Source organism: Streptomyces sp. TLI_053, assembly GCF_900105395.1.
Lineage (GTDB): Bacteria > Actinomycetota > Actinomycetes > Streptomycetales > Streptomycetaceae > Kitasatospora.
Map to the genome: position 1 here is coordinate 5459609 of NZ_LT629775.1, position 23089 is coordinate 5482697.

Below are 23089 nucleotides of genomic sequence, written 5' to 3' on the forward strand. Positions count from 1 at the left end.
GGCGAACGGGCCGGACGGACGGTCAGGCGCGCAGGTCCAGGCCGATGTCCAGGATCGGCGAGGAGTGGGTCAGCGCGCCGACCGCCAGGTACTGGACACCAGTCTGGGCGACCTCGCGCGCGGTGGCCAGGGTGAGTCCGCCGGACGCCTCCAGCTCGGCCCGGCCGGCCACCAGGGCGACCGCCTCGCGCAGCTGCGGGACGGTGAAGTTGTCCAGCAGGATCAGCTCGGCACCGGCCTCCAGGACCGGAGGGATCTGCTCCAGGGTGTCGACCTCGACCTCGACCGGGAGCTCCGGGTAGGCGGCCCGGACGGCCCGGAAGGCCTCGGCGACGCCGCCGGCCGCGACCACGTGGTTGTCCTTGACCAGGGCCGCGTCCGAGAGCGCCATCCGGTGGTTGGCGCCGCCGCCGCAGCGGACCGCGAACTTCTCCAGCGCGCGCAGGCCCGGGGTGGTCTTGCGGGTGTCGCGGACCACCGCGTCGGTGCCCTCCAGGGCGTCCGCCCAGGCACGGGTGGCGGTGGCGATGCCGGACAGGTGGCAGAGCAGGTTGAGCGCGCTGCGCTCGGCGGTCAGCAGGTCCCGGGTGCGGGAGCGGACCGAGAGCAGCACCTGGCCGGCCTCGACCCGGTCGCCGTCCTGGACGTGCCGCTCGACCTCGAACTCCTCCTCGCAGACCAGCGAGACGACGGCCTCGGCGATCCGCAGGCCGGCCACCACGCCCGCCTCGCGGGCGGTGAAGTCGGCGGTGGCGACGGCGTCGGCCGGCACGGTGGCCACCGAGGTGACGTCCTCGCCGCCGGCCAGGTCCTCGGCCAGCGCCAGGGTCGCGATGTCCTCGACCTCGACCGGGTCGAGCCCGGCCTCCTCCAGCAGCTCGGCGAGCTGGGGGTCCAGGCCGGTCTCGTAGCCCTCGCCGTCCCCGCAGGCGCAGCCGTCGCCGCAGCCGCCGGCCAGCGGGAGCTCGTCGTGCTCGTGCTCGTGCAGGTGGGTCACGTCGGTCGCGTCGGTCATGGTGGTTACGGCTCCTCGAGGGTGCTGACGGGTCCGCCGGAGGCGGTGAGGGTGGTGATCAGATGGCGTCGCCAGTGCGCGTCGTCGCGCTCCGGGAAGTCCTCGCGCCAGTGGCAGCCGCGGGTCTCCTCGCGCTGCGCGGCGGCGGTGACCAGGGCGTCGGCGACCAGCAGCAGGTTGGCGGCCTCCCAGGTCTCCACCCGGGGGTCGGCCGGCTTCTCCTCGGCGACGGCGGCGCGGGTCTGCCCGGCGATCAGGGCCAGCCCCTCCGCCGTGGCGGCCATCGACGCGGCCGAGCGCAGCACACCGGTGCCGCGCGACATCAGCCGCTGGATCTCGGCCCGGGCCTCGGGCGCGGGCAGCGGCACCGGGTGGGCCGCGCGGGCCGCTCCGGTGTCCACGGCGCGTTCGGGCAGCTCCCCGGCGGTGTGCCGGGCGGCCAGGTCGGCGGCGATCCGCTCGGCGAAGACCAGGCCCTCCAGCAGCGAGTTGGAGGCCAGCCGGTTGGCGCCGTGCACCCCGGTGCAGGCCACCTCGCCGCACGCGTAGAGGCCGGGGACGGAGGTCCGGCCGCTGTTGTCGGTGCGCACCCCGCCGGAGGCGTGGTGCGCGGCCGGCGCGATCGGGATCGGCTCGGTGACCGGGTCGATGCCGTGCGCGCGGCAGGAGGCCAGGATGGTGGGGAAGCGGCGCTGCCACATCTCGGCGCCGAAGTGCCGGCCGTCCAGGTACATGTGGTCGGTGTCGTGCTCCTGCATCCGGCGGGTGATCGCCTTGGCGACGATGTCGCGCGGGGCCAGTTCGGCCAGCTCGTGCTGCCCGACCATGAACCGGACGCCGTCCGCGTCCACCAGGTGCGCGCCCTCGCCGCGGACCGCTTCGGAGACCAGCGGCTGCTGGCCCTCCGCCTCGGGGCCGAGCCAGAGCACGGTGGGGTGGAACTGGACGAACTCCAGGTCGGTGACCTCGGCGCCGGCCCGCAGCGCGAGCGCCACGCCGTCCCCGGTGGAGACCGGCGGGTTGGTGGTGGCCGAGAAGACCTGGCCCATGCCGCCGGTGGCGAGCACCACCGCGCGGGCGCGGACGGCGCCGACGCCGTCCCGCTGGCCCTCGCCCATCACGTGCAGGGTGAGTCCGGCGGCGTGCCCCTCGGCGTCGGTGAGCAGGTCGAGCACCAGGGCGTGCTCGATCAGCTCGATGTCCGGGTCCCGCCGGACGGCCTCGACCAGGGCGCGGGATATCTCGGCGCCGGTGGCGTCCCCGCCGGCGTGCGCGATCCGGTTCCGGTGGTGGCCGCCCTCGCGGGTGAGCAGGACGTCGCCGTCCTCGCCCCGGTCGAAGTCCGCGCCGAGCGCGATCAGCCGGCGGACCGCGTCCGGGCCCTCGGTGACCAGGGTGCGGACGCTGTCCTCGTCGCACAGCCCGGCGCCCGCCACCAGGGTGTCGGTCAGGTGCTGCTCGGGGGTGTCCCCCTCGCCCAGGGCGGCCGCGACGCCGCCCTGGGCCCAGCGGGTGGAACCGTCGTCCAGCATCGCCTTGGTGACCACCAGGGCCCGCAGGCCGGCCCGGCGGACGTTGAGGGCGACGGTGAGCCCGGCCACGCCGGAGCCGACCACGACGACATCGGTGTCGGCGGTCCAGCCCGGCGCTGGGGCGGTGAGGCGGTGGGTGACGGACATGACTTCAGTGGCTCCTTAGCGCGCGACCGGGCCGGCCGCGCCGTTGTCGCCACGGTACGCCGCGTCGCCGCGCAGCAGTCCGGTGCCCTCCCCGGCCTCGGCCGGGTCGCCGCCGAGGCCGGTGACCCGGTTCCGCTCGTCCACGAAGACGACCTTGGGCAGGTAGCCCTTGGCCTCGGCGGTGTCCATCTGCCCGTAGGCGATGAGGATGACCAGGTCACCGGGGTGGACCAGGCGGGCGGCGGCGCCGTTGATGCCGATGACGCCGGAGCCGCGCGGGCCCGCGATGGTGTACGTCTCCAGCCGGGCGCCGTTGTTGATGTCGACGATGTGGACCAGCTCGCCGGGGAGCAGGTCGGCGGCGTCGAGCAGGTCCTCGTCCACCGTGACCGAGCCGACGTAGTGCAGGTCGGCCTGGGTCACGGTGGCCCGGTGGATCTTGGACTTGAGCATGGTGCGGAGCATTGCGGGTCACGCCTCCTGTGAGTGCATGCCTAGGGGGTACTGGCGGGCCGGCGCTCTGCGGGAGAGCGTTCGTTCCGGTGGGGTGCCGCGGGTCGGGTGTGCCGGTCCGGCGCGATGCCTACCGGACGATGATGCGGACGTTGTCGATCAGGCGGGTCGTGCCCACCTTCGCGGCGACGGCGAGCACCGCCTCGCCCCGGAAGTCGTCCGGCGCCTCGGTGAAGTCGTGCGGATCGATCAGGGCGAGGTAGTCGAGGTCGACGCCCCCGGCGGCGTCGAGCGCGGCCGAGGCGGCCTCGCGGACGGCCTCCGGGCCCCGCGCGGCGGCGTCCCGGCCGGCGAACAGGGCCGCGGACAGGGCCAGGGCGCGGGTGCGCTCCTCCGCCGAGAGGTAGCGGTTGCGGGAGGAGAGCGCCAGGCCGTCCTCCTCGCGGACGGTCGGCACGCCGACGATCTCCACGTCGAAGTCCAGGTCCGCCACCATCCGGCGGACGACCGCCAGCTGCTGGGCGTCCTTCTCGCCGAAGAACGCGAAGTCCGGGTCGGTGATGTGCAGCAGCTTGGCGACGACGGTCAGCACCCCGTCGAAGTGGCCGGGCCGGGTGGCGCCCTCGTAGCGCTCGCCCATCGGGCCGGCTGCCATCCGCACCTGCGGCTCGCCGTTCGGGTAGACCTCGTCGGCGGACGGCGCGAAGACCACGTCGGCGCCGCTGGCCTCGGCCAGCCGCACGTCGTCGTCCAGGCTGCGCGGGTAGCGCTCGAGGTCCTCCCCGGCGCCGAACTGCAACGGGTTGACGAAGACGGTGACGGCGACCCGGCCGTCCCGGCCGACCTGCTTGCGGGCGGCCCGGATCAGCGCGGCGTGGCCCTCGTGCAGGGCGCCCATCGTCATCACGACCGCGTTGTCGACCGGCTGCTCGTCGGGCCAGAACGCCGCCTCGAAGTCGTCGACGGTGCGGGTGACGACGGCCCGGTGGACCTTCGGGGCGTGCTGGGCCTTGCCCGGCTGCTTGCCGCGTGCCATTACTGCTTCTCCTCGTTCAGTACGTCCAGCAGCGCCGCCGCCGACGTCTCGTCGATCGTTCCGCGGGCCAGGGCCCGCTGGGCGGTGGCCCGGGCCATCGCCCGGTAGGCGGCGGGGATGTCCGGGGACACCGTACTGAGCTGCGCCAGGTGGCGCCGTACGGTGCCGGCGTCGCCCCGGGCGACCGGGCCGGTGAGGGCCGCGTCGCCGGAGCGCAGGGAGTTGTCGAGGGCGGCGCCGAGCAGCGGGCCGAGCATCCGGCCGGGTTCGGCGACGCCGGCCGTGCGCAGCAGCTCCATCGCCTGCGCGACCAGCGTGACCAGGTGGTTGGCACCGTGCGCGAGGGCGGTGTGGTACATCGGGCGGACGCTCTCCGGCACCCACTCGGGTTCGCCGCCCATCTCCACCACCAGTGCCTCGGCGACCGGGCGCAGCTCCTCGGGGGCGGTCACCCCGAAGGGGCAGCCGGCCAGCCGGGCCAGGTCGACCGAGGTGCCGGTGAAGGTCATCGCGGGGTGCAGCGCGAGCGGCAGCGCGCCGGCCGCGGCGGCCGGCTCCAGCACGGCCACGCCGTGCGCGCCGGAGGTGTGCACCAGGATCTGCCCGGGCCGGACGGCGCCGGTGGCGGCGAGGCCGGTGACCAGGTCGGCCAGCGCGTCGTCGGGGACGGTGAGCAGGACGAGGTCGGCGGCGGCCAGCACCTGCGGCGGGGTGACGATCCGTACGCCCGGCAGCAGGGCCTCGGCCCGGCGGCGCGAGCCGGCGGACACCCCGGAGGCGGCGACCACCTTGTGGCCGGCCAGCTGGAGGGCGGCTCCGAGAGCCGGGCCGACCCGGCCGGTGCCGACCACGCCGACGGCCAGGCGGGCGGGGCGGTTGCCGGGGTCGGCCGGGTCGCCGAAGCCGTCGGCGAGCGGGGCGAACTCGCCGCGGTCGGCGAAGTCGGACGGACTCACGCGTCCACCTTTGTCCAGGGGTTCCGTTCCAGTCCACTGCCGGGGTACCGGACGTACCGGCCCAGTCTACGGTCGGGACCGGGCCCGCGGAGCGGTTCGCTCCGGACCGGGTGCGGGCCGGAGCGGGCGCGGGCCGGGCCCGGAGCGCGGGTGGGCCGCGGGCGGCCCGTCGGCGGGGGCGGGTCGCCCGCCGGCGGCGGGGTCAGTCGGTGGCGCCGGCCCGGATCAGCCCGGCCTCGTAGGCCAGCACCACGGCCTGGACCCGGTCGCGCAGACCCAGCTTGGCCAGGATCCGCCCGACGTGGGTCTTCACGGTGGCCTCGGAGAGCACCAGCTTGGCCGCGATCTCCCCGTTCGACAGGCCCTGGGCGACCAGCAGGAACACCTCGCGCTCCCGCTCGGTGAGCGGGCCCAGGGTGTCGGCGCCGCCCGGGCCGCTCTGCGGGGTCGGCAGCACCTCGGCGAAGCGGTCGATCATGCGTCGGGTGGTGGTCGGCGCGACCACGGCGTCCCCGCCGTGGACGGCGCGGATCGCGGCCACCAGCTCGGTCGGCGGCACGTCCTTGAGCAGGAAGCCGCTGGCCCCGGCCTTGAGCGCGGCGAAGGCGTACTCGTCGAGGTCGAAGGTGGTGAGGATGAGCACGTGCGGGGCGTTCGGCACCGGGCTGCCGTCCTCGGCCAGGCAGATCCGCCGGGTGGCCTGCACCCCGTCCAGCCGCGGCATCCGGACGTCCATGAGGATGACGTCCACCTCCGTGTGCCGGAGCTTGTCCACGGCCTGGGCGCCGTCCCCGGCCTCGGCGACGATCTCGATGTCCCCCTGCGACTGCAGGATCATCCGGAATCCGGTGCGCAGCAGCTCCTGGTCGTCGACCAGCATCACGCGGATGGTCAAGGGTGGCTCCTAGTTCCTCGGGGAGGACAGCGGGGGTCGGTGGCGTCCGTCGGCGGGGTGTCCGGGTCGGGTGTCCGGGGTCGGCGGGCGGCCGTGGTCAGGCGGCCTTGAGCGGCAGGACGGCGCGGATCCGGAACCCGCCGCCGGGGCGCGGCCCGATGTCGAGGCTGCCGCTGACCATACCGACCCGCTCGCGCATCCCGATCAGGCCGTGGCCCTGGCCGTCGGGGCCGCCGGACGCGAGCTGCTCGTCGGTGCTGCCGCGGCCGTCGTCCTCGACCAGCACCGCGAGTTCGCGCTCGCCGAAGTCGACCGCGACCCGGGCGTGGACATCGGGGCCGCCGTGCTTGCGGACGTTGGTCAGCGCCTCCTGAACGATCCGGTAGACCGTCAGCTCGACGCCGCGCGGCAGCTCGCGCGGGTGGCCGGAGGTGGCGAAGTCCACCTGGAGGCCGGCCGTGCGGACCTGGTCGAGCAGTTCCGGCAGCTCCTCGACGCCGGGTTGCGGCACGTACTCCTCACCCTTGCTGTCGGCGCTGCGCAGCACGCCCAGCAGCCGGCGCATCTCGACCAGCGCCTGCCGGCCGGTGGAGGCGATGGTGCCCAGCGCCTCCTTGGCCTGCTGCGGCGAGTTGTCCAGGACGTAGGCGGCGCCGTCGGCCTGGACGATCATCACCGAGACGTTGTGCGCGACCACGTCGTGCAGCTCGCGGGCGATCCGGGCCCGCTCGGCGGCGACCGCGACCTTGGACTGGGCGTCGCGCTCCCGCTCCAGCCGGGCCGCGCGGTCCTCCAGCTCGACCAGGTACGCCCGGCGCACCCGGGTCAGCCGGCCCCAGGCCCAGCAGAGGACGAACGGGGTGGTCATCAGACCGATGATGAGCAGCGCCTCGGGAACGGAGTAGCTGACGTAGTGGACGTCCGAGTCGGTGGCCGACTCGAACTTCTGCGGATGCAGCCGCCAGTACACCAGCGGGCCCGCGGCCAGGCCGCCCAGCAGCGCGAACCGGGACGTCCACGGCCTGCCGAACGCGGCGCCGGTGTAGGCGAACACCAGGTAGGCGATGCTGGAGATCGCCGGGTTGACGTCCAGGAGGACCTGGGTGAAGCCGATCAGGCCCGCGGCGGCCACGGTCGCGTCGGGGAAGCGGCGGCGGAACACCATCAGCAGGGGAAGCAGGACGGCGACGGCGAAGTGGACCCCGAGTCGCCAGCCGCTGTTTCCGGTCCCGTCCTCCGGCAGCACGCCGACGAAGAGCACCATCGCGGCCCAGACGGAGTCGATCACCATCGGGTGACGGCGGAGCCAGGCGTTGAGTCGATGCACGACTCAAGCGTAGGCAGTCGCACCCCGTGCCCAGGTCCGCCGGGAGGGCGATCCGCCCTACTCCCTAGGTCGGAGAGCCCGGCATGCCGCTGCCGTAGGGATTGGGCGGGTACGGACCGGGTGTGTAGCGTCCCGCCCCATGACCTGGATGCGGTGGGCGCCCGCCACGGAGCGTGCCCTCTACGACCCCGACGGCGGCTTCTACCGCAGGCCGGAGGGCCCGGCCGGGCACTTCCGGACCTCGGTGCACGCCTCGCCGCTGTTCGCCCGGGCGGTGGCCCGGCTGCTGCTGGAGGTGGACGAGGCGCTCGGCCGCCCGGAGGAGCTGGCCTTCGTGGACGTCGGGGCCGGCCGGGGCGAACTGGTCGCCGGGGTGCTGGCCGAACTGCCGGAGCCGGTGGGCGAGCGGCTGCGGGTGTGGGCGGTGGAGCTCGCCGCCCGCCCGGACGCGCCGCCCGCCGCTCCGTCCACAGGCCTGTGGACGGAGCGGAGCTGGGACGGGACGGTGTGGACGGCCGAGGTGCCGCGCGGCGTCACCGGGCTGCTGTTCGCCAACGAGTGGCTGGACAACGTGCCGCTGGACACCGGCGAGGTCGGCGAGGACGGGCTGCTGCGCTACCTGGAAGTGGACCCGGCGACCGGCGAGGAGCGGCTCGGCGGGCCCGTGGACCCCGCCGACGCCGACTGGGCCGCCCGCTGGTGGCCGGCCGAACGGCCCGGGGACTTCGTCGAGTTCGGTGCGCCCAGGGACGCCGCCTGGGCGCACGCGGTGGCCGGTCTGGACCGGGGCCTGGCCGTCGCGGTCGACTACGGGCACACCGCGGGCCGCCGCCCGCCGTTCCCCACCCGGACCGGCTTCCGGGCCGGCCGCGAGGTGCCCCCGGTGCCCGACGGCTCGTGCGACGTCACCGCGCACGTGGCCCTGGACGCGGCGGCCGCGCCCGGTCTCCACAGCCTGTGGACGACGCAGCGGGAGGCGCTGCGGGCGCTCGGGGTCAGCGGCGCCAGGCCCCCGCTGGCGCTCGCCTCCAGCGACCCGGTCGGCTACCTGCGCGCGCTCGGCGGCGCGGGCGAGGGCGCCGAGCTCACCGACGCCGCGGGCCTGGGCGGATTCGGCTGGCTCTCGCAGGCCGTCCGGATGCCGGTACCGCCGAGCCTCGGGGCGCTGCCGGGATGGCAGACTCTGACCCCATGAGGGAGACCACGGTCGGCATCGGGGCGGGAGCCGAGAACGTCACGGGCGGGGCGGGCGGCACCGACATGGTGCTCAACATCGGCCCGCAGCACCCGGCGACCCACGGCGTGCTGCGCCTGCGCCTGGTGCTGGACGGCGAGCGCATCGTCAGCGCCGAGCCGGTGATCGGCTACATGCACCGGGGTGCGGAGAAGCTCTTCGAGGCCCGGGACTACCGGCAGATCATCATGCTGGCGAACCGGCACGACTGGCTCTCGGCCTTCTCCAACGAACTGGGCGTGGTGCTCGGCGTCGAGCGGATGCTCGGCATGGAGGTGCCCGAGCGGGCGGTGTGGATCCGCACCCTGCTGGCCGAGCTGAACCGCGTCCTCAACCATCTGATGTTCCTCGGCTCCTACCCGCTGGAGCTGGGCGGGATCACCCCGATCTTCCACGCCTTCACCGGCCGCGAGGACCTCCAGCACGTGCTGGAGGAGGCCTCGGGCGGCCGCATGCACTACATGTTCAACCGGGTCGGCGGCCTCAAGGAGGACCTACCGGCCGGCTGGCTCGGCCGGGTCCGCGCCGCCGTCGCCGTCGTCCGCTCCCAGCTGCCGGTCTTCGAGGACCTCGTGCTGGGCAACGAGATCTTCCGCGCCCGCACCGCCGGGGTCGGCGTCCTGACCCGGGCGCAGGCCGAGGCGTACGGCGCCAGCGGCCCGATCGCGCGGGCGAGCGGGCTGGACCTCGACCTGCGCCGGGACGAGCCCTACCTGGCGTACGGCAGCGAGGAGCTGCGGCAGGTGCTGACCGTGGTCACCCGCGAGGAGGGCGACTGCCTGGCCCGCTTCGAATGCCTGTTGGAGCAGACCGCCAACGCGCTCGACCTCGCCGACGCCTGCCTCGACAAGCTGGCCACGCTCGCTCCCGGGCCGGTCAACCTGCGGCTGCCCAAGGTGCTCAAGGCCCCGGAGGGCAGCACCTACGCCTGGACCGAGAACCCGCTCGGCGTCAACGGCTACTACCTGGTGTCGCGCGGCGACAAGACGCCGTGGCGGCTGAAGCTGCGCTCGGCCTCGTTCAACAACATCCAGACCCTGACCGAGCTGCTGCCGGGGACGCTGGTCGCGGACATGGTGGCGATCCTGGGCTCGATGTTCTTCGTCGTCGGCGACATCGACAAGTAGCCGGCCGGGGGCGGGCCGGGCCCGCCCCCGGGGTGCGCCGCGGGGGCGCTCCCGCTCCGGTCACTTCTTCGGCGCCTTCGGCCGCTTCGCCGGGTCGGCCGGGTGCGGGGCCACCTTTCGGTCGCCCTTGGTGGCGATCCGCTCCTCGCAGAGGCCGGCCAGCGTCCTGTACGCGGCCCGGCCCATCAGCTCGGTGAGCTCCGGGCGGTAGCTGACGTACACCGGGTCGGCGCCCTGGTGGGCGTCCGGGCTGCCGGTGCACCACCAGTGCAGGTCGTGGCCGCCCGGGCCCCAGCCCCGGCGGTCGTACTCGCCGATGGTGACCTGGAGGTAGCGGGTGTCGTCCGGCCGGTCGATCCAGTCGTAGGTCCGGCGCACCGGCAGCTGCCAGCAGACGTCCGGCTTGGTCTCCAGCGGCTCGCGGCCCTCCGCGAGCGCCAGCGCGTGCAGGGCGCAGCCCCCTCCGCCGGCGAAGCCGGGGCTGTTCACGAAGATGCAGGCGCCGTCGACCCGCCGGGTCTGGCGGTCGCCGTCCTCGTCGAACATGGTGATGCCGCCGTCGAGCCTGAGCCGGCCCTTGGCGTCGGTGCCGTGCGCGTGGTTCTCCCACAGCTCCGGGGTCAGCCGGGCCGCGTGGCCGGCCACGCGCTTCTCGTCGTCCTCGTCCGAGTAGTGCGCGCCCAGGGTGCAGCAGCCGTCGGACTCGCCCCGGCCCTCGCGGATGCCCTGGCAGCCCTGGCCGAAGATGCACGACCAGCGGGAGGTCAGCCAGGTCAGGTCGCAGCGGAAGACCTGCTCCTCGTGCTCGGGGTCGGTGAACTCGACCCAGGCGCGCGGGAAGTCGAGCGGGACCTCGGGGCGGAGTTCGGAGCGGAGGGTCGGCATCGCCAGGTCGACGGCGCCCGGGCCGCCGCTCCCGGACTTCTTCCTGCCGCCCTTGGGGGTGCCGCTGTGCTGGGACGTGTCTGCTGCTGCCACCCGGCAAGGGTAGAGCCTCCGCGGAGCTGCGAACCGTCCGTGGTCGCGCGGTTCACGGCGAGTTCACCGCCGGGCCCGGTGAACGCCCGGTCAACACCGGCCGAATGCCGTTCGAACCGGGGCCCCGGTCCGGCGCGGGCCGACCGCCCCGGGCCGCGATCAGTACCCGGACCAGCACGAACACCGGCACGACCGGTCTCGTTCGGCGTGAGATCGCGTAGCGTGGAGGGTTATGCGACTCGGTGTGCTCGACGTAGGTTCCAACACGGTCCACTTCCTGGTGGTCGACGCCCACCCGGGCGCCGCCCCGCTGCCCGCGTACTCCCACAAGGCCGAGCTGCGGCTCGCCGAACTGCTCGACGAGCAGGGCGCGATCGGCGGGTCCGGGGTCGAGAAGCTGATCGGCATGATCGCTTCCTCGCTGCGGGTCGCCGAGGACAAGGGCGTGGTCGACATACTGCCCTTCGCCACCTCGGCCGTGCGCGAGGCCGCCAACGGCGAGGAGGTGCTCCGCCGGGTCGCCGAGGAGACCGGGGTCGAACTGCGGGTGCTCTCCGGCCAGGACGAGGCCCGGCTCACCTTCCTCGCGGTCCGCCGCTGGTTCGGCTGGTCCTCCGGCCGGCTGCTCAACCTCGACATCGGCGGCGGCTCGCTGGAGATCGCCTGCGGCCTGGACGAGCAGCCGGACGTGGCCTGCTCGGTGCCGCTGGGCGCCGGCCGGCTGACCGCCCGCTGGCTGCCCGGCGACGTCGCCGACCCCGAGCGGCTGCGCGAGCTCAGACGGCACATCCGGGCCGAGATCGCCACCGTCGTCGGCGAGATCTCCCGGCTCGGCGCGCCGGACCACGCCGTCGCCACCTCCAAGACCTTCAAGCAGCTGGCCCGGATGACCGGTGCCGCCCCGGCCGACGCGGGCCCGTACGCGGACCGCCGGCTCACCCGCCACAACCTCGCCGCCTGGCTGCCCCGGCTGTCCGCGATGACCGTCGCCGAGCGGGCGCAGATCCCCGGGGTGTCCGAGGGCCGCGCCAAGCAGCTGCTCGCGGGCGCGCTGGTCGCCGACGCGGCCATGGACCTGTTCGGCCTGGCCGAGCTGGACGTCTGCCCCTGGGCGCTGCGCGAGGGCATCATCCTGCGCCGGCTGGACGCCATGGACAGCCCGGCCGACCGCCGCCGGCCCGTGCTCACCCCCTGACCGCAGGGGGCGGGGCGGCCTGGCGCGCGCCGACCGGCTCCCCGTTCCGGGCGCGGTCCGCTTACGCTGTCTCCCGTGGCGCAACCAGCGGACGAGGACGGGACGCGGGAGGGCCGTGCGCCCCGGGACGGGAAGCCGCGGCCGGACGCCCCGCGCCGCGCCGGGCGCCGCACCGGACCTGATCCCGCTCCGGACGTGGCTCCGGACGTCGTTGCGGACACCGACCCGACCCCTGGCCCGGACACCGGTCCCGGGGCTCCCGCGCCGGCCCGCAAGCTCGGCAAGGCGGTCAAGGGCGTCAGGCCGGCGAAGGGCGTCAAGGCGGTGCAGGCGGCCCGGGAGGCGGCCGGCGGCGTCGCCGAGAAGGCCGCCCGCAAGGCCGCGAGCCGCGCGGCCGGCAAGGCCACGAAGGCGACCAAGGCGACCGAGGCCACCGGGACGACCGGGCCCACCGGTGCGACCGGACCCGCCGCGGCCGCCGGGGCGGCGAAGACCGCCAGGACGCGCAAGGGGCCCAAGGCCCCCGGCACCGAGCCCACCCGCACCGCCCGGGCGGCCGGCGCCGCCAAGGCCGCCGTCCAGTCCGTGAAGTCGGTCAAGGCCGCCCGCCAGGCCGCCGCCCGCCCGCCGCTGCTGCGCACCACCGACCGCCTGGTCCTGCCCCCGCACCCGGCCCTGCACATCCCGGACACCAAGGTCGTGCTCTCCACCGCCTCGGTCTACCCGGCCACCACCGCGGTCGCCTTCGAGCTGGCCGCCAAACTCGGCTACGACGGTGTCGAGGTGATGGTCTGGAACGACCCGGTCAGCCAGGACGTCGAGGCGCTGCGCCGGCTCTCCGACGCCCATCGGATGCCGGTCCTCGCGGTGCACGCGCCGTGCCTGCTGATCACCCAGCGGGTGTGGAGCACCGACCCGTGGACCAAGCTGGTCCGCGCCCGCGCGGCGGCCGAGAAGCTCGGCGCGAGCGCGGTGGTGGTCCATCCGCCGTTCCGCTGGCAGCGCCAGTACGCCCGGGAGTTCGTCGAGGGCATCCACCGGATGGCGGGCGAGACGGACGTCCGTTTCGCGGTCGAGAACATGTACCCGTGGCGCTACAAGGACCGCGAGATGCTGGCGTACGCGCCGGGCTGGGACGTCACCGAGGAGGAGTACCGGCACTTCACCATCGACCTGTCGCACGTCGCCACCTCGCGGGTGGACGCCTTCGCGATGGTCGAGCGGATGGGCGACCGGCTCGCCCACATCCACCTGGCGGACGGCTCCGGCTCCGGCAAGGACGAGCACCTCATCCCCGGCCGGGGCAAGCAGCCCTGCGCCGAACTGCTGGAACACCTCGCCCGGACCGGCTTCGACGGCCACGTCGTGCTGGAGGTCAACACCCGCCGCTCCGCGTCGCCCGCCGAACGCGAGGCCGACCTGGCCGAGGCCCTCGCCTTCACCCGCTTGCACCTGGCCACCCCCGCGCGCGTACGCTGACGGCACACGAACTGCCGTCCACAGGGGGACACATGGCGGAAAAGACCGGGCCCGGGCCGAGCAGCGACTTCCGTGAACTGGCGAAGTCCTTCGGCGGCGTGGCGGCGGAGTACGACCGGGCCAGGCCCTCGTACCCGCAGGAGTTGTTCGACGCGCTGGAGCGGCTGGCCGGGCGCGGCCTGAAGGGCGCGCGGGTGCTGGACGTCGGCGCCGGCACCGGCATCTCGACCCGGCTGCTGGCCGCCCGCGGCGCCGACGTGCTCGCGGTGGAACCGACCGCGGGCATGGCCGAGCAGTTCCTCGCCGTCTCGCCCGGGCTCGGCCTGGTCCGCGGCAGCGGCGACGAGCTGCCCTTCCACGACGGCTCGGCGGACTTCGTCACCTACGCCCAGGCCTTCCACTGGACCCGCCCGGAGCGCTCGGTGCCCGAGGCGATCCGGGTGCTGCGGCCCGGCGGCGCGCTGGCCGTCTGGTGGAACGTGAAGGACAGCGGCGTGGCCTGGGTGCGGGCGATGGGCGAGCGGCTCGCCGCCGCGCTGCCCACGAGCTACCACGGCTACGGCGCCGTGAACGAGATCGGCTCCCACCTCGCCCCGTACGACCTGCGGACCGAGCACGCCGTGCTCCGCTGGGAGCGCCGGATCACCGTCGACCACCTGATCACCGACCTCACCTCCCGCTCCTACCTCGCCGTCCTCACCCCGGAGCAGCGCGCACCGCTGCTGGCGGTCGAGCGCGAGGCCCTGCTGGCGGAGTTCCCGGACGGCACGGTGGTCGAGCCGTACGTGCTGGACCTGACCGTCGCGGTCACCCCGTCCTGACCCGCGCCGGGGGCGGCCCGGCCCCGGGGTGCGGCCACCCGGCTGACCGCATCGCGGACGCCGGGTCCGCCGCCCGGACGGCGGGCGTAGGCTCGACAGACACAGTGGTCCCGCACCCTCCTGATCGAGCGGGGCCGCCAGCCAGTCTCCGAAGGAGTCGAGCACAGTGCCCGAGCTGAGGTCCCGTACGGTCACCCACGGTCGCAACATGGCAGGCGCCCGGGCGCTTCTCCGGGCGGCCGGCGTAGCCCGCGAGGACTTCGGCAAGCCGATCGTCGCGGTCGCCAACTCCTTCACCGAGTTCGTCCCCGGTCACACCCACCTCCAGCCGGTCGGCCGGATCGTGTCCGAGGCGATCAAGCAGGCCGGCGGCATCCCCCGCGAGTTCAACACCATCGCGGTGGACGACGGCATCGCGATGGGCCACAGCGGCATGCTCTACTCGCTGCCCTCGCGCGACCTGATCGCGGACTCGGTCGAGTACATGGTCAACGCGCACTGCGCGGACGCACTGATCTGCATCTCCAACTGCGACAAGATCACCCCCGGCATGCTGATGGCCGCCCTGCGGCTGAACATCCCCACGGTGTTCGTCTCCGGCGGCCCGATGGAGGCCGGCAAGGCCACCCTGGTCGACGGCACGGTGCGCAAGCTCGACCTGGTCGACGCGATCTCCCAGGCGGTGAACGAGAACGTCTCCGACGAGGACATCGCGATCATCGAGGAGAACGCCTGTCCGACCTGCGGCTCCTGCTCGGGCATGTTCACCGCCAACTCGATGAACTGCCTCACCGAGGCGATCGGCCTCTCGCTGCCCGGCAACGGCTCGCTGCTCGCCACCCACACCGCCCGCCGGGCGCTGTACGAGGCCGCCGGCCGGACCGTGGTCGAGATCACGAACCGGCACTACGGCCAGGACGACGACTCCGTCCTGCCGCGCTCGATCGCCTCCCGCGCCGCCTTCGAGAACGCGATGGCCCTCGACATCGCCATGGGCGGCTCGACCAACACCATCCTCCACCTGCTCGCCGCCGCCCAGGAGGCCGAGCTGGACTTCGACCTGCGGGCCATCGACGCGATCTCCCGCAAGGTGCCGTGCCTGTCCAAGGTCGCGCCCAACGGCGCCTACTACATGGAGGACGTGCACCGGGCCGGCGGGATCCCCGCCATCCTCGGCGAACTGCACCGGGGCGGGCTGCTGAACGAGGACGTGCACACCGTGCACTCCGACTCGCTCACCGAGTGGCTCAAGACCTGGGACGTGCGCGGCGGCTCGCCGTCCGCCGAGGCCGTCGAGCTGTGGCACGCCGCCCCCGGCTGCGTCCGCTCCGCCGAGGCCTTCTCGCAGTCCGAGCGCTGGGAGTCGCTGGACACCGACGGCGCGGGGGGCTGCATCCGCTCGGTCGAGCACGCCTACTCCGTCGAGGGCGGACTCGCCGTGCTGTACGGCAACCTCGCCGAGGACGGCTGCATCGTGAAGACCGCCGGTGTCGACGAGTCGATCTGGACGTTCAGCGGCCCGGCCGTCGTGGTCGAGTCCCAGGAGGACGCGGTCGAGGCGATCCTCGCCAAGCGGATCAAGGAGGGCGACGTCGTCGTCATCCGCTACGAGGGTCCGAAGGGCGGCCCCGGCATGCAGGAGATGCTCTACCCGACCTCCTTCCTCAAGGGCCGGGGCCTGGGCAAGGCCTGCGCGCTGGTCACCGACGGCCGCTTCTCCGGCGGCACCTCGGGCCTGTCGATCGGCCACGCCTCCCCGGAGGCCGCGTCCGGCGGCACCATCGCCCTGGTCGAGGACGGCGACACCATCGCCATCGACATCCCGGGCCGGCGGATCGCGCTGGAGGTCCCGGCCGAGGTCCTGGACGAGCGCCGCCGCGCCCTGGAGGCCGGCCACGGCTACCGGCCGAAGAACCGCGACCGCCAGGTCAGCCAGGCCCTGCGCGCCTACGCCGCGATGGCCACCTCCGCCGACAAGGGCGCCGTCCGGGACGTCAGCAAGCTCGGCTGACCCCCACCGCGACCACGAGGCGCCGTCCCGGCCACCGGGACGGCGCCTCCGGCTTTCCCGGCCACCGGGGATAATCGGATCCGTGACCCAGGAACGCACCCCCAGCACCCAGCCCGCCGGCGCCCCCGAGCCGGAGCCGATCCGCTGGTTCGGCACCAGCTGGGTCGGGCGCGGCGGCGACTACCGGCTGCGCCGCGTCCTCGTCCCGGTCGGGGCGCTGCTCGCCGCCGCGGCCGGCGCCTTCGTGCTGCGCCTCGCCGTCGAGGGCATCCAGGTCGCCGACAACGGCGGCTTCCTCAACGGACTGCTGGTCGCCGCCGTCGCGGTCTGCTCGCTGCTCGCCGCGCTGCGCACCTGGAAGCTGCTCACCGAGGGCCGGGACGCGCTGACCGGCTGGATGGCCGAGGACAGGTCGCTCGGCGTGGTCTGGGTGATCGGCGGGGTCGGCTCCCTGCTCGCCTACTTCCTCCGCGCCCTGCGCGAGGCCCCCGGCGAGGCCCTCCACCGGGCCGCCTACGAGCAGGCGCTCGCCCAGCACGAGCGGCGGCAGGCCGGCCGCAGCGGCCGGCCCGGCAGCACGGGCCCGGGCCGGGGCCGGCGCAAGCGCTGAGCCACCGGCCCGGCGCCGGTCAGCTGCGGCTGACGGTCCCGCAGAGGCCGTCCGTGCTGAGCTCGCCCCGGCGGTCGTACGGGTCGGAGGTCGGACCGGACCGGTCGGGGTTCGGGGCCTCGGCGGCCGCGAACTGGTCGAACTGCGGGTGGTACCAGCCGTCGTACACCCCGCACTCGCTGTTCCCGGACTCGGACAGGTGCCGCTGGAAGTAGAGCCGGTCCCGCTCGACCGTGAACTTCGCCGGGTCGTAGAAGCGGAAGGTGTCCGCCCGGCGCACGACGGTCCGGGTCGTCCAGGTGTCCCCGGGCACGTCCGCCACCGGGGTGACCAGGCCGACCGGCTTCGCGGTGGCGTTCCCGCCGGGAGCGGGGTCGCGCGGCGGGCGCGGGGACAGCGAGGGCTTGGGCGCGGCGGCGCGCCCGGCGGCGTCCGGGCCGGGCCGGAGCGGGTAGACGTAGGTGAAGTCGGTGTGCACCAGCACGCCGCGCTTGCCGTCGCCCTCGACACTGATCGAGCCCTGGACGCGGTAGACCTCGCCGACCGGGATCGCGTCGCGCGCGTCGAAGCGGCTGAACCACGTCAGCGGGTCGTCGTCGTAGGAGGGCGTGGCCAGCGCCTTCTCGGCCTCCGCCCGGTCCTCGGGGCCGAGCAGGGCGAGGGCCGCCTCCGGCCGGCCGCCGGCCACCGTCCGGGGGTCCAGGTTGGCGGCCGCCAGGTACCGCTTGACCAGCTCGACCTGGGCGGCGACCTGGTCGGCGCCGAACACCCCGATCCTGGTGACGGTGCTCGGATCGGGCCCGAAGACCTCGATGCCGGTGGGCCAGTTCTCGGCGGGGGAGCCCGCCCAGGGGCGGTCGACGGTCGGCTGCGCCGGGTCGACCGGGGGCGGCGCGGTGGTCGGCCGGCCGGACTCGGGCGCGACGCTCCGCACGGGCGCGGCGGCGGACCCGGAGCCGTCGCCGAACCGCGTCGAGTACCAGGACCGCAGACCGTCGACGTTCAGCGCGGCGAGCACCAGGGCGACGGTGAGCACCACGAACAGCGGCGTCCGCCACTCCCGGGCCCGGCGCGGCCGGGGGTTGCCCCACGGGTCGACCGGCCGCGGCCGGCGGGCGAAGCGCCGCTTCGGCCGGGGCCCGTCGTTCACCGACCGGCGGCCGCCGGGGTCGACCGGCGGCGTGTGCTGCCAGCGGGCCGCGAGCATCCGGGTGCGGCCCGCCTGTTCCTTGACGGTCGCGCCGCGGACGAACTCCTCGTCGAGCACGAGGTCGGCGAACGGGTCCTTCCCGTCCGTCCCGTCCTTCGGTTGCCCGGACGGGCGCGGTTCTGGGTCTTCGGCGATCGGCATCGCGCCAGTATGCCGACGGGGTGCGACGGACGTTCGATCGGGGCCGCACCACCGGGTGAACACCCCCGGCGCGGGCCGGGCGGCCGACCACCCGTTTCCTCCCGGAACGTCAGTTCTTGTCGCGGGCGCGCTTCACCGAGCCGACCACCCCCGCCACGCCCAGGACCATGACCGCCGGGAACAGCGAGGTGAAGAACGCCTCGAACACGCCCGCGTCGCCGAGGAACAGCTGGACCAGGGTGTTCAGGAGGAGCAGTCCGCCCGCCGCCGGGAGCGCGGCCTGCCAGGGGTGCTCGTTCGCCCACGCGGCCAGCCGCCGGTCGGTGGTGTCGCGGCGCAGCCGGCCGCCCACCGTGCCGACCAGGAAGAAGAAGAACAGGGCGACGCCGGCCGGACCGGCCAGCATGCTCGACGACCAGTCCCCGTCGATCAGATCGATCACCAGGTCCGTCGCCCCCACCAGTGCACCGACCCCCGCGGCCGTCCGCCACGGGCCCAAGGTCGCCGCGGCGACGGCGACCTGCCGGTTCTCACGTCGGGACATCTCTCCGTGTGCCATGCCTCCACGGTGCGCCCGCGCCCACCGCCGGGCCATAGGGGAGAACCCCGAGATTCGCCCTAGGGGGTGTCCGCGGTGCTCGCGTCACGGCCCCGGCGGCCCCGGCGGGACCCGGCGGACACCCTCCGGGGGTGCCACCGCGCGGGGTGCCCGCAGAGTGGACGGTGCCGCCCGGGGGCCGGGCGCGGTGCGAGGATGGCCGGGGCAGTGGGACCCGGGACCGTAGGCAAGGAGCGGCCATGACCAGCAGCGCGGCACACGGACAGAAGATCGCCTTCCTCGGCACGGGCAAGATCGGGGAGGCCCTGCTCTCCGGTCTGCTGCGGGCCGGCAAGGACCCGGCGGACGTCCTGGTGACGGCCCGCCGGCCCGAGCGGGCCGCCGAGCTGGCCGCCAGGTACGGGGTCGGCGCGGTGGGCAACGCCGAGGCCGCCAAGCTCGCGGACACCCTGATCCTCGCGGTGAAGCCGCAGGACATGGGCACCCTGCTGGACGAGCTGGCGCCGCACATCGCCCCCGACCGGCTGGTGATCTCGGCCGCGGCCGGCATCCCCACCGCCTGGTTCGAGGCCAGGCTGGCGCCCGGCACCCCGGTGGTCCGGGTGATGCCGAACACGCCCGTCCTGGTGGACGAGGGCATGAGCGTCATCTCCGGCGGGTCGCACGCCGCCGAGGCGCACCTGGAGCGGGCGGAGGAGATCTTCCGCTCGGTCGGCAAGGCGCTGCGGCTGCCGGAGTCCCAGCAGGACGCGGCGACCGCCCTCTCCGGCTCCGGCCCGGCGTACTTCTACTTCCTGGTCGAGGCGATGACCGACGCGGGCATCCTGCTCGGGCTGCCCCGGCAGGTCGCGCACGACCTGATCGTGCAGTCGGCGATCGGCGCCTCGGTGATGCTGCGGGACTCCGGGGAGCACCCGGTGAAGCTGCGCGAGGCGGTCACCTCGCCGGCCGGCACCACCATCTCGGCCATTCGCGAGCTGGAGAACCACGGGGTGCGGGCGGCCCTGCTGAGCGCCCTGGAGGCGGCCCGGGACCGCTCCCGGGAGCTGGCCTCCGGCGGCAGGTAGGCCGCCCAGTAGGCTCGGCCGCATGGCCTACGACCTGGTGATCTTCGACAACGACGGTGTGCTGGTGGACAGCGAGCCGCTCTCCAACCGGCTGCTCGCCGAGTACCTCACCGAACTCGGCTACCCGACCACGATCGAGGACTCCTACCGGGACTTCATGGGCACCGCGGCCCACCGGATCCACGACGTGATCGCCGAGCGCCACGACGGCGCGAGGCTCCCGGAGGGCTTCGACGAGCGGTTCCACGCCCGGGTGTTCGCCGCGTTCGGGGCCGAACTCACCGCTGTGCGGGGCGCGGAGGCGCTGCTGAAGGAGCTCGGGCGGAGCTCCGTGCCGTTCTGCCTGGCCTCCTCGGCGCACCACGAGTGGATCCGCACCGCCCTGGACGTCACCGGTCTGCGCGGGTGGTTCCCCGAGGAGCGGATCTTCAGCGCGCAGGACGTCGGTGTCGGCAAGCCGGCGCCCGACCTCTTCCTGCACGCCGCCCGCACCCTCGGCGTCGACCCGGCCCGCTGCCTGGTGCTGGAGGACAGCGTCAACGGTGTGCTGGCCGCCCGGGCCGCCGGGATGGACGTGTACGGCTACACCGCCCTCACCGACCCGGCGAGGCTGACGGCGGCGGGCGCCACCGGTCTGATCGGGGACCTCGCCGAGGCCGCCGCGCTGCTCGACCGGTAGCGCTCCGGGACCGCCCGGGGGTGGGGCACCGGCGCCGGTGCCCCACCCCGTTCTCATGGTGAGCGATCAGCAGGCGTAGTTCGGCTGGACGTTCCAGTAGTCCAGCTTCGACCAGGTCTGCGGACCGACCTCGCCGTCCTGCTGGATGTGCACACAGTTCTGGAAGTACAGGACGGCGTTGCGGGTGGCCTGGCCGAACACGCCGTCGGCGATCAGCTTGTAGCCGCGGTCCGGGTGGATGGAGCGGTTGAGCTCGCACTGCAGCTCGCGCACCGCGTCACCGGTGGCACCGGCCTTCAGCAGCGGCTCGGCGGTGCTCCACTCGGAGCAGGGCTGGCCGCTGCTCGCGGCGGAGGCGGTGGTGGCGGTGGAGACGCCGCCGGCGAACACGAGGCCGGCGACGGCCAGGCCGGTGATGATCCTGCGCATGGGGTTCCCTCCCTGTGAACGCGTGCCGGGGCCGGCACACGGTCGGTGCGTCCGGCGCGGTGCCGGACTGGCGACGACTCTGCTCGTCCGGGGGCCGACGACCAAGGTCCGGAACGTCCCGAGCCGTCCCCACCCCGTCCCGGGACGGCTGTGGGACGGCTGTGGGACGGCGCCGGCGGCGACGCCGCAGGTGGGTCCGGGGCCGCCGATCGGCCGTCCCGCGCGCACACCCCCTCCCGCGAACGCCCGTCAGCGCCTACGCTCTCGCCACCGACCGCCGTACCGGCCAGTAGTGAGGTGGATGTGCCTACCGAGAGTGCCTACCGTTCCGGGAGCGACGCGGGGGACGGGAGCGCGGGGGCGGGAGCGTCCCGGTCACGCCGCGGCTCCGGGCCGGCCGGGCCGCACTGGCCGCGAGCTTCCTCCTCCAGGGCGTCACCTTCGCCCTGCTGGTCACCTGCATCCCGGAGATCCAGGACCGCTACGGGCTGAGCGACTCGCTGCTGCCGCTGTTCCTGGCCGCGGTGCCGGTACTGGCCGGGGTGGGGTCGATCGCCTCCGAGCGGCTGGTGCGCCGGACCAGCGCGCGGGCCGTGCTGCGGGTGGTCCAGCCGGCGGTCTGCGCCACCCTGGCCGCCGCCGGTCTGGGCGAGGAGCTCTGGCAACTGGCCCTGGCCCTGGGTGCGTTCGGTCTGCTGGTCGGCGCGTTGGACGCGAGTATGAACATGCTCGGGGTCGGGCTCCAGCACCGCTACGGGCGCTCGGTGATGCTGGGCTTCCATGCCGCGTTCAGCCTCGGCGGCATCGTCGGCGCGGCCGTCGCGGGTCTCGGCGCGCACTTCGGGCTCGGCCTGCCGGTGCTGTTCGGGGCGGCGGCCGGGGTGGTCGCCCCGCTCGCGCTGCTGGCCGGGCGCCGGTTCGCCGGACCGGCCGAACTCGGCGACGCGGTGCGGGAGGCCGCCGCGGCCGCGGCCCGGTCGATCCCCTGGCGGCCGCTGCTGCCGCTCTGCCTGGTGATGGCCTTCGCCTACATCGCCGACGCCTCGGTCTCCAACTACAGCGTCAAGTACCTGACCGACGGTCTGGGCAGCCCCGAGGACGTCGCCAAGCTCTCGTACCTCGGCTACATGGTCGCGATGCTGCTGGGCCGGGCGCTCGGCGACCGCGCGGTGCAGCGCTGGGGTGCCGTCCCGGTGGTGCGGTCCGGAGCCGCGCTGTCCGCGCTCGGCTTCGCGCTGGCCGCCGCCGCGCCCGCCGCCTGGGCCGGGATCGCCGGGTTCACCGTGCTGGGGCTGGGGATCTGCGCGATCATCCCGCAGGTGTTCGCGGCCGGCGGGCGGCTGTTCCCGGCCGAGTCGGATGCCGCGGTGGCCCGGCTCAATCTGTTCAACTACGTCGGGTTCCTGGTGGGTTCGCCGCTGGTGGGGGCACTCGCGGACGCGAGTTCGTACCGCTGGGCACTGCTGGCGCCGATGCTGCTGGTGCTGGCGGTGCTGCCGCTGGCGGACCGCTTCGCCCCGGCGGCGTCGTCCCCGGCGCCCGCCGGTCCGTCCGCCGGTCCGGCCGCCGGTCCGGCCGTTCGGGACGCCGTCCGGGGCACGCCGTAGGGCGCGCCGCCGGGGGGAGCGGGGGCCGGACTCAGGGCGTCGCCTCCCTGATCTCCGTCAGTGACTCGTCCAGGATCGCCTTCGCGCGGCTGAACCAGTCGGTGAGCACGGCGATCTCGGCCGGGGTGTAGTCGGCGAAGAGGCCGTTGATCCGTCCGTAGAACGGTCCGTAGACCTCCATGATCCGGTCCTGCGCGGCCGCCTCCAGCACCACCCGCACCCGGCGCCGGTCGCCCGGATCGGCCTCGCGCCGGGCGTACCCGGCCTTCTCCAGCCGGTTGATCACGCCGGTGACCGCACCGGTGGTCAGCTGCGCGCGCTCGGCGAGGTCGCCCGCGGCGAGGGCCTCGCCGGCCGTCGCCGCCTCGATCAGGAAGCCGATGCAGGTCAGGTCGGTGACGTTCAGGCCGAGCCGCGCCGCGATGTCCTGCTGGCCGAACTGCGCGAGCGCGATCATCCGGTCCATCGCGTAGAGCGCCTGCTCGGGCGACGCCTCGGGGCGCGGCTTGCCCTCCACGGGAAATCTCCTTAGCATCTAAGTTACTTACCTCGTGAGATAAGACATCAGTCCGTTCGCGGGC

Annotated in this window: 22 protein-coding genes; 10 read left to right on the forward strand and 12 right to left on the reverse strand. The window is 74.6% G+C overall.

The features are described from left to right. Positions 1–22: 22 nt before the first annotated feature. The 7 genes from nadC to BLU95_RS22290 form a co-directional block, all read right to left on the reverse strand. Complete coding sequence (gene nadC, locus BLU95_RS22260; protein ID WP_093861583.1) at positions 23–1015, reverse strand: carboxylating nicotinate-nucleotide diphosphorylase; 993 nt, start codon at positions 1013–1015, stop codon at positions 23–25. 5 nt (positions 1016–1020) lie between these two features. Next, a complete protein-coding gene (locus BLU95_RS22265) occupies positions 1021–2694 on the reverse strand; it encodes an L-aspartate oxidase (protein WP_093861584.1) in 1674 nt (557 codons plus the stop codon). 15 nt (positions 2695–2709) lie between these two features. After that, positions 2710–3159, reverse strand: coding sequence for an aspartate 1-decarboxylase (panD, locus tag BLU95_RS22270; protein ID WP_093861585.1), 450 nt, complete (start codon positions 3157–3159; stop codon positions 2710–2712). A gap of 118 nt (positions 3160–3277) precedes the next feature. Then, positions 3278–4183: a pantoate--beta-alanine ligase gene (panC, locus tag BLU95_RS22275; protein WP_093861586.1), complete on the reverse strand. Its 906-nt coding sequence runs from the start codon at positions 4181–4183 to the stop codon at positions 3278–3280. Further along, positions 4183–5046, reverse strand: coding sequence for a Rossmann-like and DUF2520 domain-containing protein (locus tag BLU95_RS22280; protein WP_231978819.1), 864 nt, complete (start codon positions 5044–5046; stop codon positions 4183–4185). The genes panC and BLU95_RS22280 overlap by 1 nt, the downstream gene beginning before the upstream one ends. A 295-nt stretch (positions 5047–5341) precedes the next feature. Further along, entirely contained in the window at positions 5342–6034 is a 693-nt protein-coding gene (locus BLU95_RS22285; protein ID WP_093861588.1) for a response regulator, read from the reverse strand. A 97-nt stretch (positions 6035–6131) separates the two neighbouring features. Next, on the reverse strand, positions 6132–7361 hold the full coding sequence (locus BLU95_RS22290) for a sensor histidine kinase (RefSeq protein WP_093861589.1): 1230 nt from the start codon (positions 7359–7361) through the stop codon (positions 6132–6134). A gap of 139 nt (positions 7362–7500) precedes the next feature. Between BLU95_RS22290 and BLU95_RS22295 the strand changes: the two genes are divergently transcribed. Further along, a complete protein-coding gene (locus BLU95_RS22295) occupies positions 7501–8556 on the forward strand; it encodes an SAM-dependent methyltransferase (RefSeq protein ID WP_093861590.1) in 1056 nt (351 codons plus the stop codon). Next, entirely contained in the window at positions 8553–9722 is a 1170-nt protein-coding gene (locus BLU95_RS22300) for an NADH-quinone oxidoreductase subunit D (protein WP_093861591.1), read from the forward strand. Before BLU95_RS22295 ends, BLU95_RS22300 begins: the two co-directional genes overlap by 4 nt. Before the next feature lie 60 nt (positions 9723–9782). Here BLU95_RS22300 and BLU95_RS22305 read toward each other — a convergent pair whose 3' ends face one another. Beyond that, on the reverse strand, positions 9783–10607 hold the full coding sequence (locus BLU95_RS22305; protein ID WP_093865045.1) for a DUF3109 family protein: 825 nt from the start codon (positions 10605–10607) through the stop codon (positions 9783–9785). Between the two features lie 325 nt (positions 10608–10932). On the opposite strand from BLU95_RS22305, the gene BLU95_RS22310 reads away from it, so the two are divergent. The 5 genes from BLU95_RS22310 to BLU95_RS22330 all read left to right on the forward strand — a co-directional run bounded on the left by BLU95_RS22310 (position 10933) and on the right by BLU95_RS22330 (position 16816). Next, positions 10933–11895, forward strand: a complete 963-nt coding sequence (locus BLU95_RS22310) for a Ppx/GppA family phosphatase (protein WP_093861592.1) — start codon at positions 10933–10935, stop codon at positions 11893–11895. A 651-nt stretch (positions 11896–12546) separates the two neighbouring features. Then, positions 12547–13374 (forward strand): sugar phosphate isomerase/epimerase family protein, encoded by an 828-nt coding sequence (locus BLU95_RS22315; protein ID WP_173862281.1) that lies wholly within the window; start codon positions 12547–12549, stop codon positions 13372–13374. Positions 13375–13406: 32 nt separating this feature from the next. Beyond that, the gene (locus BLU95_RS22320) at positions 13407–14195 is read left to right on the forward strand and encodes a class I SAM-dependent methyltransferase (protein ID WP_093861593.1); all 789 of its coding nucleotides are present in this window, start codon (positions 13407–13409) and stop codon (positions 14193–14195) included. 166 nt (positions 14196–14361) lie between these two features. Next, complete coding sequence (ilvD, locus tag BLU95_RS22325) at positions 14362–16206, forward strand: dihydroxy-acid dehydratase (protein WP_093861594.1); 1845 nt, start codon at positions 14362–14364, stop codon at positions 16204–16206. 82 nt (positions 16207–16288) lie between these two features. Beyond that, positions 16289–16816 (forward strand): hypothetical protein, encoded by a 528-nt coding sequence (locus BLU95_RS22330; RefSeq protein ID WP_093861595.1) that lies wholly within the window; start codon positions 16289–16291, stop codon positions 16814–16816. Positions 16817–16835: 19 nt separating this feature from the next. On the opposite strand, the gene BLU95_RS22335 is transcribed toward BLU95_RS22330, so the two are convergent. Beyond that, a complete protein-coding gene (locus tag BLU95_RS22335) occupies positions 16836–18167 on the reverse strand; it encodes an SCO2583/SCO2584 N-terminal domain-containing protein (RefSeq protein WP_093861596.1) in 1332 nt (443 codons plus the stop codon). Between the two features lie 109 nt (positions 18168–18276). Beyond that, on the reverse strand, positions 18277–18711 hold the full coding sequence (locus BLU95_RS22340) for a hypothetical protein (RefSeq protein ID WP_093861597.1): 435 nt from the start codon (positions 18709–18711) through the stop codon (positions 18277–18279). A 254-nt stretch (positions 18712–18965) separates the two neighbouring features. On the opposite strand from BLU95_RS22340, the gene proC reads away from it, so the two are divergent. Continuing rightward, positions 18966–19793 carry a pyrroline-5-carboxylate reductase gene (gene proC, locus BLU95_RS22345; RefSeq protein ID WP_093861598.1) on the forward strand — a complete coding sequence of 276 codons (828 nt, stop codon included), beginning with the start codon at positions 18966–18968 and terminating at the stop codon, positions 19791–19793. Positions 19794–19815: 22 nt separating this feature from the next. After that, a complete protein-coding gene (locus BLU95_RS22350; protein WP_093861599.1) occupies positions 19816–20472 on the forward strand; it encodes an HAD family hydrolase in 657 nt (218 codons plus the stop codon). A 66-nt stretch (positions 20473–20538) separates the two neighbouring features. On the opposite strand, the gene BLU95_RS22355 is transcribed toward BLU95_RS22350, so the two are convergent. Then, entirely contained in the window at positions 20539–20901 is a 363-nt protein-coding gene (locus BLU95_RS22355) for a peptidoglycan-binding domain-containing protein (protein WP_093861600.1), read from the reverse strand. A 407-nt stretch (positions 20902–21308) separates the two neighbouring features. Between BLU95_RS22355 and BLU95_RS22360 the strand changes: the two genes are divergently transcribed. Beyond that, positions 21309–22508: an MFS transporter gene (locus tag BLU95_RS22360; RefSeq protein ID WP_093861601.1), complete on the forward strand. Its 1200-nt coding sequence runs from the start codon at positions 21309–21311 to the stop codon at positions 22506–22508. A 31-nt stretch (positions 22509–22539) separates the two neighbouring features. Here the strand turns inward: BLU95_RS22360 and BLU95_RS22365 are convergent, their stop codons facing one another. After that, positions 22540–23025: a MarR family winged helix-turn-helix transcriptional regulator gene (locus BLU95_RS22365; protein WP_093861602.1), complete on the reverse strand. Its 486-nt coding sequence runs from the start codon at positions 23023–23025 to the stop codon at positions 22540–22542. Positions 23026–23089 lie beyond the last annotated feature (64 nt).